Source organism: Halorubrum luteum, assembly GCF_054652935.1.
Genome location: NZ_BAAIGT010000002.1, coordinates 791,498 through 804,345, shown reverse-complemented (window position 1 = coordinate 804,345; position 12,848 = coordinate 791,498). Strand labels below are relative to the sequence as shown.

Below are 12,848 nucleotides of genomic sequence, written 5' to 3'. Positions count from 1 at the left end.
ACGACGGTCGCCAGCGTTAGCTCACCGTGCCGGCCAGGAGGATCGCGTAGATTGCCGCGTTGTACGCGCCGTGTGCTAGTCCCGGAACGAGCACGTTGCCCGTCCGCTCGTACAGATACCCGAGCAGACAGCCGAGCGCGAAGACGATCCCGACGTACGCGAACTGCTCCGTCGTCGTACCCTCGATCGCCGGCAGATGGACGAGTGCGAAAAGAGCGCTCGCGAGCAGCACCGCCGGGGTCGCGTCGAACGCGTTCCGGAGGCCACCCTGCACGACTCCGCGAAACAGGAGCTCCTCGACCGGACCCACGATGAGGATCGACACGGCGATCATCGCGAGGTAGTAGGCGACCGGGTCGCCCGCGGGAACCGTCGCCGTGTTCTGTCCGGTCGTGATCCCTATCGTTCCGAGGACGTACAGCGCGCCGTACTGCAGCGCCAACAGCGCGACCGCGACGACGGCGACGAGGCCGGCGTCCCGGCGCGTGAGCCACTCGACGTCGACGAGATCCCACTCGTCCGTGAACGCGAAGTAGCCGAGCACGGCGAGGAAGAACCCGCCGAACTGCACGACCGTTCGAAGGACCTGCCACGCGCTCGTTTCCTCGCTCACGAGCCCCACGCGCACTGCGATCCCCGTGACCGGAGCGGTGATCGCGGAGGCGACGACCAGCGCGAACACGATCGCAAACACCGCGCTGGCGACCCGCAGGAGTCGTCGGATCGGAAGCGCTGGGTCGTCGGTCGGAGCGTCTCCGGTGTTCTCCTCGTCACCATCGGCGCCGTCGCCGCTTGCGGCGACATCCTCCTCGCTCCGAGACCCACCGCTCATTACCGCGTGCTATGGGTGGGATCGGTTTATCCGCTCCGGATACCGACGGCTCGACACCTACGACCGCTCGATACGCAGCTCCCGCTTGTCGGCGACCGCCTCGGCCTCGGGGAACTCGCCGTCGCCGAGCAGACCGCGTGCCGCGCGCTTTCCCCACTCGACGGCGGGTTGGGTGAACGTCGAGACGCTCGCCAGCTCCCCGTACAGCACGCAAGCCGCCTCCATCCCGTACAGCAGCTCGCCGAGCGCGCGCTCGTCGACGCGGTCGATCTCCACTCTGACGTTCGGGACGTCCGCCGCCGCGAGACTCGCCTCCGTCGCCTCGAACTCCGCATCGAGCAGCTCGCCGAGCGATGCGCCGCCGAGGTACGACAGCCCCTCGAGTTCGGTCTCCGGGATCGGGATCGTGGCGCGCTCCTCGGGACGGACGAGCGTGACGAGCGTGTTCGGCGGACCGGCCCGGTACAGCTGGAGCTGGGAGTGCTGGTCGGTCGCGCCGAGCGCGCGCGCCGGCGTCTGGCCGAGTCCATCCTTCCCGAGGCTCTCGGCCCACAGCTGGGCGAACCACTCCGCGAACGTCTCCAGCGACTCCGCGTACGGCATGAACGCGTTCGTCGCCGCTCCCCGCTTTGCGAGGGCGTACGTCGTCGCGCCGTACGCGTACGCCGGCGACTCGAAAAGCGATCCGGAGAGCGCGTCCATCCCGTCTCGGCCGCCCGCCAGCACCGCCTCGACGTCGTGGCCACACAGCGCCGCGGCCGCGAGCCCGACCGTCGAAAGCACGGAGAAGCGTCCCGGGACGCCCGCAGGGACATCGAGCGCCGGCAGGTCGTGTTCGTCGGCGAGCCGCCGGAGGTTCCCCTCGTCGCCGGTCGTGACGAGCGTCCGATCGGTCCAGTCGACGCCCGCCGCCGTCATCGCCTCGCGCACGACGAGGAAGTTCGCGAGCGTCTCCGCGGTCGTCCCCGAGTTGGAGACGACGTTGACGACGGTGTCCTCGAGAGGAAGCGACGAGAGAAACCGGTCGACGTGGTCGGGGTCGACGTTGTCGAGCGCGTACGCGTCGACGTCGCTGTCGAGCGCATCCGTGAGCGTCATCGCGCCGAGTGCGCTCCCGCCGATCCCCACCGTGAGCACCGCTTCCGGCTCCCCGAACGGCTCGGTCGCCGCGCGGATCGCGTTCGGATCGGCGGTTTCGGGCAGCGTCAGTGCGGCGTAACCGAACTCGTCGGCAGCCATTCCGCGGTCGATGCGCTCGTGGGCGTCCGCGACGCGGTCGTCGAGTCGTTCCAGCGTCTCCTCCGTGAGCCCCGGCATGGTTCCGAGGGCGTTGCCGATGTCGACGTCCATACTCGGTCAGGCGGGCGACCGGAACTTAAATCGGCCGTCCGGGACGCACGAACGAGGGCGGACCGCCCGGAGGGGACGAGCGGGAGGCGAGGATACAAACCCGCTCACGACCTTGCGCCGGTATGGTCACGTTCCTCGCCGGCGGGACGGGAACGCCGAAGCTGCTCGACGGCGCGACTCGCGTGTGGGATTCCGACGACATCGCCGTCATCGCCAACACGGGCGACGACGTCGAGCTGGGCGGTCATCTAGTCTGTCCGGACGTCGACACGGTGCTTTTCGCCGAGGGTGACGTCCTCGACCGGGAGACGTGGTGGGGGATCGACGGCGACACGACCGCGACCCACGCGGAGCTCCACCGGCTGGCGGCGGCGGCCGGGGTGACTGACGGCGCGGACTCCGACGACTCGGGCCCCGCGGACTCCGACGACTCGGGCCCCACGGACTCAGACGACTCGGGCCCCACGGACTCAGACGACTCGGGCCCCACGGACTCAGACGACTCGGGCCCCGCGACCGCCGCGCCGCGATACCTCGACGACGACGCCCAGACAGCTGGCCGTCGGATCGCTCGCTGGCGACGGTTCTCCGGCGTCGCGGAGTTCATGGAGATCGGCGACCGCGACCGCGCAGTCCACCTGACTCGGACGAGCCTGCTCGACGAGGGGAGGACGCTCACCGAGACCACTCGGACGCTGGCGACGGCGTTCGACCTCGACATCGACCTTCTTCCCATGTCCGACGACCCCGTCGCGACGCTCGTTCACACCGAGTCGGATGAGACGATCCACTTCCAGGAGTACTGGGTCGCTCGTCGCGCGGAGCCGCCGGTCGCGGACGTGGAGTTCCGCGGCGCGGCCGACGCCGACCCCACCGACGCCGTGCTGGACGCGCTCGCGGAGCCGGTCGTGGTCGGTCCGTCGAACCCCGTCACGAGCATCGGCCCGATGCTCGCGATCCCGGGGATTCAGTCGGCGCTCGCCGAGACGCCCGTCGTCGCCGTCTCCCCGTTCGTCGGCGACCGGGTGTTCTCCGGCCCCGCGGCGGAGCTGATGTCGGGCGTCGGTTACGAACCGTCGACAGCCGGCGTCGCGGCCGCGTATCCGTTTGCCGATGCGTTCGTCCTCGACCACGAAGACGACACCGAGCTCGAGGCGGCTCCCGAAACGACACAGGATCCGGGCGAGAACACCGACCGCGAGACGGCCCTCGAGACGACCGTTACCCGTGACCGACACGTGGAGTACACGGACACCCGGATCGACGACGCGGACGACGCCGAACGGGTCGCGCTCGCATGTAGGCGGGCACTGGAGGTGATCGGATGACGCAGCCACTGGAGGTGATCGGATGACGCAGCCACTGGAGGTGATCGGATGACGCAGCCACTGGAGGTGATCGGATGACGCAGCCACTGGAGGTGATCGGATGACGCAGCCACTGGAGGTGATCGGATGACGCCACCGGCTGGACCGTCGGCACAGGACACCTCGTCCGATCCGTTCCTCGTCGCCGCCAGTCTCAGCGGAGAGGCGGACGCGACGTGGGCCCGGACGGCCGGCGAGTACGTCGACGTCGCACTCATGGGCGGGGTCGCGCTCGATCCTGCGAGTCGGGCGGCCGCGCGAGACCTCGTCGAGCGCGACCGTGCGGAGTTCCTTCCCGACTCGCCCGTCACGTTCATCGACGACCAGCTCCGCGCGCTCACCGACGCCTCCGTCCGTCCGGGGTTCAACGTCCGAAGTTCGACCGTCGACCCGATCCGGGAGGCGGCGGCGGTGTGTGCCGACCACGACGCGGTGTGTGAGATCAACGCCCACTGTCGGCAGCCGGAGCTGTGTGCGGTCGGCTGCGGGGAGTCACTGCTGGAAAACGTCGACCGGCTCGCCGACTACGTCGCCGCCGCGTCGGGGGCGGGCGCGGAGACGAGCGTGAAGGTGCGAACCGAGGTCCCAGGCGTCGACCTGGTCGCGGTCGCGGAGGCGGTCGCGACGGCCGGAGCCGACTGGCTCCACGTCGACGCGATGGACTCCGAACCGGTCGTCGGCGACCTCGCGACGGCGATCGAGGCGGCCGACCTCGGGATGACGCTCGTTGCAAACAACGGGGTTCGCGGCCGCGGGACGGTCGCGGAGTATGCCGCCCACGGCGCGGACGCGGTGAGCGTCGGTCGGCCGAGCGACGACCCCCGCGTGCTCTCGCGAGTCGCGGACGCGGTCGCGGCGTGGCGGGCCGGCAAGCTACACGTGGCAACGCAAGAAACCGGCGTGGAGGGGTGTCGATGACCGGCTCTCTCCCCGGACGATCCCCCGTCGACGACGCGATACTGGCGCTGTTGCTCGAGGTCGCGGGCACGCCAAAGCCGGGCAACGTCGACCGCGCTCGTGATCTCGAGGATCTCCGGTTCGAGTCGTTTCTCGGCGGCGCGGTCGGCGCGAGAAGCGGATTGGAGCGCGCGGCCCGAGACGGCTCGGTCGGCGTCGCGTTCGAGCGCGCCGTCGCCGGTATGGCCGACCGCGCGGGGACGAACACGCAGTTCGGCTGTCTGCTCCTCCTCGTACCCCTCTTAAAAGCGACCGCCGCGGGCAACGATCCGGCCGCGGACGACCGTCTGGCCTCGAGCGACCCTGCGACCTCGGGTGACTGTTCTCGCACGGGAGTCAAGGGTGACTGTTCTCGCACGGGAGTCAAAGGTGACTGTTCTCGCACGGGCGTCGACCGTGTGACGCGCGCGACGACCGTCGACGACGCCGTCGCCTTTTATACTGCGTTCGAACACGTCGACGTCGCGGTCGACGACCCGCCAGCAGACGCCGTCGACTTGGACGTTCGGCGCGGCAGTGAGGCGGAATCGACGCTCAGGGATCGGGGGCTCACGCTCCGGGACGTGATGGCACTCGGAGCCGACGGCAGAGTAGAGGACGACGGAAAACGGAACGCCGACGTCGACCGGATCCCGGACCGGAACGCACAGGAGTGGATCGAGGGGTTCCCACGGACGTTCCGCGCCGCCGACTGGATCCTGAACGACGAGGGGCCGGTGACCGACCGAGCCGCTCGCGCGTTTATACTGCTGCTCGCGAGCGAGCCCGACACGCTCGTGGCAACCGACCACGACCCGGGAGTCGCTCACGAGGTGAGTCGGCGAGCGGCGTCGCTGATCGACGGTGCGCCGGTCGCACCGGCGAGCGGGTCGCTTGCGGACCGGATCGACCTCGATGCCGCCGAGTCGCTCGCGGCCGAATTCGTCGCGGACGGGATCAACCCGGGGACGACCGCCGACCTCACCTGTGCGGCACTGTACGTCGCCCTCCGTCACGGCGTGGAGGTGCGCCCGTGACCGACCCCGACCGGAGCTCCGCGGATCGCGACGTTTGGGATGGCCGCCCCCGCGACGGCGACGACGACAGCCCCCGCGGCGGCGACGACGACCGCCCCCGCGACGGCGACGATGAACGCAGCAACGAGGTGGGGGCCGACGGCTGGCCAGTCGATCTGCGGGGTGTCACGGAGTCCGTCGTCGCGACGCTCGGTCCGAACGACCGTTGGAATCACGCGGCGCTCGGGATACACGCGCCAGCGGACGCCGACGCGCCGGCCACCGCGCGCACGTACGGCCGTACCCGGACGTGGCGCAACTTCACCGAGCGCGGCTCGGGCGTCGTCCAGTTCACCGTCGACCCCCGCGAGTTCGTCGACGCCGCGTTAACGATCCGCGAATCGGACGAACCGGTGTTGCCGAACGCCGACGCGTGGGTGCGAGTCCGCGTCGCCGAGACCGGCGAGCGTGTCGAGGGAGACACCACCATCCGGACGTGGGCACTGGAACCGATCGAGTTCGAGGTCGTCACGGAGCGTGTCCCGACGATCAACCGCGGCTTCGGCGCGGTGATAGACGCCACGGTGGCCGCCTCGCGTCTCGACGTCGACGCGTTCGACACGGACGACCTGATCGACCGACTCCGGTACTTCGCAGACGTCGTCGACCGCTGTGGCGGTCCTCGCGAACGGGAGGCGTTCGCACGCATCGACGAGGCGACCGGGTGGCGAGAGCGTACGGAGCGAACCGCTGCGTCGGACCATGCCGACGAAAAAACCGCTAGAGACTGACTCCGGCCGCCGCTCGTCGGGAAATCGTGGCGATCGGTTCTCCGGGAACCGTCGAGAGACGCCGACCTTCCTCGTAGCCAGTCACCCCGAGTCGTCGGTCGTCGACTCCTCCGATGGCGTCCCCGACGACCGGCGGCCACGCTCGACGAACCGCCGGGCAGTCTCGCTCAACCCGTCCGCGAGCTCTCCCGGTTCGGCAGTCGGCACCGTCCCGTCAGCGTCCGGCTCGTCAACCCCGTCGGCTCCGGACTCCGACCGATCGACGTCCGACGGCTCCGCATCCGGCGGATACGACGGCTCCGCATCCGGCGGATACGACCGCTCCGCGGGTGGGACGAACGCAGTCTCCACCTCGCGGACCATCTCCCGAATCTCGTCGTCGTCGAGACGGTCCGCATACGCGTCGCGGATGAGGTCGGGGATAGCGTACGCGTAGTGGCCCCGTCCGGCGTGTCGGATGAGCCCTGCCTTCCTGATCGGTCGATGACGGCTGTACGCGTGTCCGGCGTCTCCGTCCCCACCGGCGTCGATGTGGGCCGCGATCGGCTCGCTGACGCCCTCCCGGCGATACTGACGGAGCATCGCTCGCGACAGCTCCGGCAGCGACTCGATCCGGCTGCGGAGCTCCTCGATGACGGCCGCGCGGGTGCCGAGCTCCACGGCGTCGTCGAACCGCAGCGCCCCCTCGGCGACGTCCGCGCGGGTAACCGGCTCGACGTCCGACTGCTCGTCGGAAGGGGACTCCCCGTCGCCGGGGTCCTCGATGCGCTCCGACGGGTTCGACTCGTCGTAGTCGGCGAACTCCGCCTGCCCCCGGTCGGTCGACCTCTCGGGAGTTCGGCCGGATCCGCCACGATACGGGGCCTCCGCCTTGCCGAGCAGCGCCTGTGCGAACTGGTCGGCCATGTTGCTGAGGTCGCGCGCCTCCTCGAGTTCGCGTTCGAGCTGCTCGATTCGCGACCGCTTTTTGTCGAGCTCCTGACGGAGATCGGCCAGCTCGGACTCGCGACGCTCGCGTTCGTCGGAGATCGATTCGAGCTCGCTCACGAGGTCGCCCGACACCGATTTGAGCTCCGGCCGCTCGAAGTCGTCGAGTCCGGGAGTCGCCCCGGCGTCGAACGTCCGCTTGCGATGAAACTGGATGCGGCGAATCGACTCGTCCCAGTCGGTCATGAGGAACGCCTCGCCGTCGTCGAGCTCCTCGACGGCGTCGGCGTACTTCGATCCGAGGATCCGGCCGACGACCGTCGTGTCGTTGTCCCAGGTGAGTCGATGCCAGCAGAGCCAGTCACACTGGGTGATGAAATCTTTTTTAACATCGGCCGGCCGCTGGCTGATACCGACGATCCCGAGCCCGTGTTTACGGCCGCGCTTACCGACCTTGATCAGCATCTTCCCCGTTTCGTCCATCCCGCCACCCTCCGGGATGTACTCGTGAATCTCCTCGACGACGAGCAGGAACGGCTTTTTTAACTTCTTCTCCTTTGCGAACAGCTGTTTGACGACGTTCAACAGCAGTTCGTTGGCGACCGACTCCTCCAGATAGCCGGAGACATCGAGGATGATCGGAACGTTCTGTTCTAACGCGAGCGACGCGATCTTCTCGGCGTGTTCCGGCGAGACGACGATGTCGCACTCGTCGTCCGCACCGACGTGGAGGATCTCGAACTCCTCTTTTAATCCGTAGTACTCGCCGTCGGTGTCGACGATCATGACGGGGAACCCGTCCTCGAGTAGGTTTTCGATCACGACGGACGCCGTGTTACTTTTGCCGGAGCCGCTTTTTCCGGTGATGAACGAACGACCCGTGAGCACGTCGACGACCGGAAGCTCGACGGGAGTCCCCTCCTCGGCGGTCGCGTCCCCACCGATCCCGTCGCTCACGTCCGCGACGTGGATCGTCTCCTCGTCGGTCATATCGTATACAGACGACGCTGACCTCAAAGAGCTTCGCCTCGCGAAGCCGGTCTCTCCAACCACCACTCGGCAGCGTCGACGCCGGCATCGGTCGCCGTCGACCGGAGCTCTCCCCCCGAGCGTCCGCCGGCGCTCCGGCGGGAAACGCCTAAGCCGTTCGCCCCCCGCCTTCCGATATGCAACCGATATCCGTTCTCGGTCCCGGCGCGACGGATCTCGTGCCGTCCCTCGTGGCCCGACTCGACGGGCGTGTGGCAGTCGTTACTCGACCCGACGGCACGACAGACGGCGGTGTCGCCGTCGATCGCCCCGACGACAGCGCGGATCCGGACGGCGACACGGCGATCGAGCTCTGTGCGGACGGCAGTTGGACCGGACGCGGCACTGTCGATGGGTTCGACGACGCCCTCGATCGACTGGCGCCCGACCACGACTACCTCGTCGCCACCGGATGCAGCCGGCTTCGAGTTCCGACCGTGCTGCTCGGCGAGGAGACGGAGCCGGACGACGTTCCGGGAACGGTGATAGCGAGCGCGGATACTCCCGAGTCGCTCCCGATCGACGAGGTAGTGGACGAGCTCGCCGCGGCGGAGCCGTGGATAACGCTCGAGGAGCTCGTCGACCGGGTCCGGGACGCTCCGGGCGCCGAACGCTCCGGAGCGATCGCGACGTTCACGGGTCGAGTTCGGGCGAAGGACGCACCCGACGACGACCGAACCACACACCTCGCGTTCGAGAAGTACGAGGGGGTTGCCCGCGAGCGCATGGACGCGATCTCCGCCGAGTTAACCGACCGGGACGGCGTGTTCGCGGTCCGGATGCACCACCGAACCGGCGTCATCGAGGACGGCGAGGACATCGTCTTCGTCGTCGTCCTCGCGGGGCACCGCGACGAGGCGTTCCGGACGGTCAAGGACGGCATCGACCGACTGAAAGACGAAGTCCCCATATTTAAAAAGGAGACGACGGAGTCCGAGGAGTTCTGGGTTCATCAGCGAGACTGATATCGCTGCGGATCGGTTCCGTTGACTCCGTCTCGGAGGGTGTCGTACCACAGTTCACGCGCCTACACGAGAACCGCTCACTGCAGCCATCGCGGTGATCGATACCGGGCGTACGTCGCTCACGAGGGTGGATGAGGGGTTTATACGTGATTGCGTGATGGATCTGGAGGTGATTTATAAGTGAGTCGCGGGAGCGATAGCTCCGCGACGAACGATCTGAAAGCCCCAGCCGGGAGGCGGGCGCACGCTCGCTGCGCGCTTCGGTCGCTCACGTCGTTCGCTCCCTGCAGTGCTTGTGTCGCCTGCGCCCGCCTCCCGGCTGCCCCTTTCAACCCCACCCGACCGCACCGCAACCGCACCTCGCGCCTCCCCAGCCTCGTCGGCGGCTCGCGCGTTCCGCGCTCGCCGCCGCCTCCCTCGCACGCGCTCCTCGCGCTCTTTCCAGAGCGCTCGGAGGCGCGCGCCGACCGCCCGCCGTCACCTGATATATAAATCATGCTCTGCGGTGTGGTTGCGGTCGAGGCTGGGGCGGTCCGAGGCTGCGGTGCGGGGCGGGACTGGAAGGGGCAGCCGCGAGGGCGACGCACGGCGAAGCAAGCACTGCAAGGAGCGAGCGAAGTGAGCGACTGAAGCGCGCAGCGAGCCGCGCGAGCCGTCGCGGCTGGGGCTTCCAAGTCGGTCTCTGCTCCACCGCTCACTTATATACCACTCCTCACCACGCTGAATACACCTTTATAAACCACACATCGATTCTCGTATGCGCAATATACGCCCGATATCGATCACGAAGCAGGAGCAGTGTAGCAGGTAATTCATCACTGAACTTGTGAAATTAACACCGTGTGAACTGTGCTATGACACCATCCCACTCGTCAACTGTCCCGCCCACGGTGGGGCGGAGAATCCGCCTTGCCACCCAGTTCGAAGAAGCATACAGAGAGGGCGAGTACCAACTGGCAAACAAGGCGACCGCAGAGGCGTACGGACTGACTCCTCGGGAAGTCGAAGGCAGGAGCGAAGCGGAGATCATTCCAAACGTCGACGACTCGGAGCAGTTCCGTGCGGACGACGTGGAAGTTATCGATTCGGGCGAGCCGAAAGAGATCTCCGAAGAGGAGCTAACGGCGGCGGACGGCGAGACACGCATCCTACGGACGACGAAGCTACCGTATCAAATGTCGGAGAACGGTGACGACGCAGTGCTGGGGTACGCGCGAGACTGATCGACCTCAAACAGTACGAGCGGGCGCTCGAGCGCCAGCGTGACAAGTTGAAGGTACTCAATCAGTAACCGACCCCTCCCTACTTCGCTCGGTCTTGCGACCTTGCTCGTTGAGGGTTCCGTCAGACGAGGTCTGACGACGTGCAGGCTTGCGCCTGCACTGGGGCTTTGATGTGGGACTCGCCGCCAGTTGTCGCCGGGGAGGAAGGTCGTTCCTCGCCCGTACCGAACGACCTTCGGGGTCGGTATCCCCACCATCCTGGGGCCGGGCTACTGCGGCCCGTGATACCGGCGACTTGTGCGACGGTATCACTAGTTATTGGCACGTCGGCCCCCGAAAAAAGTGTATCGGATAGCGAGTCAGATGGCAGAAGCCACATTGTCCGTTTCCCATCATGTCGGCTTCTGCTCACGGGCCGAGGCCCGTTCGGATGGTCAGCGGGACCGACGGTCCAGCACGACTTGAGGCCGGGGGCTCCGCGTCGAAAGATTCCGATCGGCCGTCAGTTCGTGAGCTCGTCGACGGCACGCTCGCGTTCGGCGTTGCCGTCGCGGATCTCCTCGACGTACTCGTCGACTCGTTCTTTGATCCCCTCTTTTGCGTCGTCGGGCGAGAACTCCTCGGACATCGACAGCAGCCGGACGAACGCGCGGAGCTCCTCGTCGGTGATCCGCTCGAACTCGTCGGCCTCGATCTTCGCTATCACCTCGTCGACGTCGATCTGACCGACCGGATCGACGTTGAACTCGACGGATACCATTCGGTAGTCGGAGCCCGCGAGCCGCTGTTCGGATTTCGCGACCCCCTCCGAGAGCATATCCTTGAACGGCGTCACGTACCCCATCGTGCCGAGATGGAGAAACGCGAGCATATCCGTGATCCCCCGGGTGTACGCCTCGCGATCCTCGTCGTCCGGATCGAACACGGTCTTGCGGTCCCGGTCCTCGAGACACTCGTACAGAATGCTAAAATCGAGGATCGCGTTCCGCACTCGGCGGCGGATCCGGTTCCGCTTCTGTTTTTTCGAGTGGTCCGTGTAGTCGGTTTTCCGACCGAGGAGGAACTCCCGGTCCGACGGAGTCAGGATGCCGCGGGGACGATCGGCGTCGGCGGCCGTTTCGAGCGAGGGGGGCACGTCGTCCTGTGACATACCCGAAACGCGGGTGCTCACCGGATTAACGTTTGTGGTCGGAGCCACGGTCGGGCCTCCAGCGGCGGCGATCAGTAGCCGGTTCCAAGCAGCTCGTTGGCGAGGAGGACACAGAACGCGACCGCGAACAGCCCGGCAAGGATCGAAAAGGAGACGCCCCACCCGAACAGGTCGGCCGCCAGCCCGACCCCGACCGATCCAGCCGCCCCGATGACGGTGTAGGCGGTTCGCACGAGCCCGAAGCCGGCACCCCGCTCGGCGTTGCCGAGCACGTCCATGAATCGGGGATCGATCGCCGAGAAGAAGCTGGATCCGAACCCGGCACACACCACCGCGACGACGACGCCACCGACCCCGGGAACGAGGACGAACCCTGCGGTTCCGACCGCTCCGGCGAGCATCGCGGTTCCGATCGCGGAGTCGCGTCCGAACCGATCGGAGAGCCGGCCGATTGCGACCTGCGCGACCGTTCGGACGACGAAGAACCCGGAGAAGACGGTCGCGGCCGCGGCCGGGGAGTACCCCCGGAACGCGACGAGAAACGTCGGCAGAAAGGACATGATCCCCTGAACGACGTACGTCCCGATCATCGCGATGAAAAGCGGTAGCAGGATCTCCGGCCGCGACAGCAGTTCGGCGAGCGGGCCGAGTCGCAGTCGATCCCGCATCGGCTGGTCGGGACGCCGCGGCTCGGTCGGCCGCACGCCCCACAGAAAGAGGAGAAACACGGGGACGCCGACGAGCGCGGACAGCGCCACCGCGGGCCGCCAGCCGTACCTGACGCCGACCCACGCGGCCGCGAGCGGCGCGGCCAGCCCGGCGAGCGGGCCACCGACGGAGTGAAACCCGACCGCCGTCCCGAGGTCGTCGAACGTCCGTGAGAGCAGCGTCGTCGCCACCGCGTAGTGGAGGCCGGCGACGAGTCCCAGAAGTACGGCCGCCACCACGAACGCCGCGAACACGGGTGCAAACGCGAGCAGGACGCTCATCGCGGTCGTGCCGCCGACGGCAACGAGGATCACCCGACGTTCGCCGAAGCGGTCGGCAAGGATCCCGCTCGGGAACTGCGAAACGCCGTACGCGAGCCACATGCCGGACAGTGCCACGCCGATCGCGGTGTTCGACACCGAAAAGTCGTCGACGATGAACGGGACCACCGGACTGATCGCCATCCGCGCAAAGTACGTCACGAAGAACGCGAGCATACACAGCGACAACACCGTATACCGGTACTGCCAGTTCACGCGGGAGACCGCCTCCGG

General features: G+C 67.6%; 10 protein-coding genes and 1 pseudogene. 6 read left to right on the top strand and 5 right to left on the bottom strand.

Annotated elements, in window-relative coordinates; translation table 11 throughout:
• Window positions 1-16 precede the first annotated feature (16 nt).
• Both ACYQ0R_RS03985 and ACYQ0R_RS03980 read right to left on the bottom strand, forming a co-directional pair.
• Window positions 17-832, bottom strand: coding sequence for a CPBP family intramembrane glutamic endopeptidase (locus tag ACYQ0R_RS03985; RefSeq protein WP_459821035.1), 816 nt, complete (start codon window positions 830-832; stop codon window positions 17-19).
• Window positions 833-889: 57 nt separating this feature from the next.
• Entirely contained in the window at window positions 890-2,182 is a 1,293-nt protein-coding gene (locus tag ACYQ0R_RS03980; RefSeq protein ID WP_459821034.1) for a glucose-6-phosphate isomerase, read from the bottom strand.
• A gap of 122 nt (window positions 2,183-2,304) precedes the next feature.
• On the opposite strand from ACYQ0R_RS03980, the gene cofD reads away from it, so the two are divergent.
• The 4 genes from cofD to ACYQ0R_RS03960 all read left to right on the top strand — a co-directional run bounded on the left by cofD (window position 2,305) and on the right by ACYQ0R_RS03960 (window position 6,292).
• A complete protein-coding gene (cofD, locus tag ACYQ0R_RS03975; RefSeq protein WP_459821033.1) occupies window positions 2,305-3,510 on the top strand; it encodes a 2-phospho-L-lactate transferase in 1,206 nt (401 codons plus the stop codon).
• 126 nt (window positions 3,511-3,636) lie between these two features.
• Window positions 3,637-4,467, top strand: a complete 831-nt coding sequence (locus tag ACYQ0R_RS03970; RefSeq protein ID WP_459821032.1) for a beta/alpha barrel domain-containing protein — start codon at window positions 3,637-3,639, stop codon at window positions 4,465-4,467.
• A complete protein-coding gene (locus ACYQ0R_RS03965; protein WP_459821031.1) occupies window positions 4,464-5,522 on the top strand; it encodes a triphosphoribosyl-dephospho-CoA synthase in 1,059 nt (352 codons plus the stop codon). Before ACYQ0R_RS03970 ends, ACYQ0R_RS03965 begins: the two co-directional genes overlap by 4 nt.
• Window positions 5,523-5,650: 128 nt before the next feature.
• A complete protein-coding gene (locus ACYQ0R_RS03960) occupies window positions 5,651-6,292 on the top strand; it encodes a DUF447 domain-containing protein (RefSeq protein ID WP_459825661.1) in 642 nt (213 codons plus the stop codon).
• Window positions 6,293-6,373: 81 nt separating this feature from the next.
• On the opposite strand, the gene ACYQ0R_RS03955 is transcribed toward ACYQ0R_RS03960, so the two are convergent.
• On the bottom strand, window positions 6,374-8,209 hold the full coding sequence (locus ACYQ0R_RS03955; protein WP_459821030.1) for an ATP-binding protein: 1,836 nt from the start codon (window positions 8,207-8,209) through the stop codon (window positions 6,374-6,376).
• 176 nt (window positions 8,210-8,385) lie between these two features.
• On the opposite strand from ACYQ0R_RS03955, the gene ACYQ0R_RS03950 reads away from it, so the two are divergent.
• Together ACYQ0R_RS03950 and ACYQ0R_RS03945 are read left to right on the top strand one after the other, a co-directional pair.
• Window positions 8,386-9,213, top strand: coding sequence for a molybdopterin synthase (locus ACYQ0R_RS03950; protein WP_459821029.1), 828 nt, complete (start codon window positions 8,386-8,388; stop codon window positions 9,211-9,213).
• A 935-nt stretch (window positions 9,214-10,148) separates the two neighbouring features.
• Window positions 10,149-10,501 (top strand): annotated as a pseudogene (locus ACYQ0R_RS03945) (PAS domain-containing protein); the annotation flags it as partial.
• Window positions 10,502-10,938: 437 nt separating this feature from the next.
• Here ACYQ0R_RS03945 and ACYQ0R_RS03940 read toward each other — a convergent pair.
• Window positions 10,939-11,586: a DUF8102 family protein gene (locus tag ACYQ0R_RS03940; protein WP_459821028.1), complete on the bottom strand. Its 648-nt coding sequence runs from the start codon at window positions 11,584-11,586 to the stop codon at window positions 10,939-10,941.
• Window positions 11,587-11,657: 71 nt separating this feature from the next.
• On the bottom strand, window positions 11,658-12,830 hold the full coding sequence (locus ACYQ0R_RS03935; RefSeq protein ID WP_459825659.1) for an MFS transporter: 1,173 nt from the start codon (window positions 12,828-12,830) through the stop codon (window positions 11,658-11,660).
• Between the last annotated feature and the right edge of the window lie 18 nt (window positions 12,831-12,848).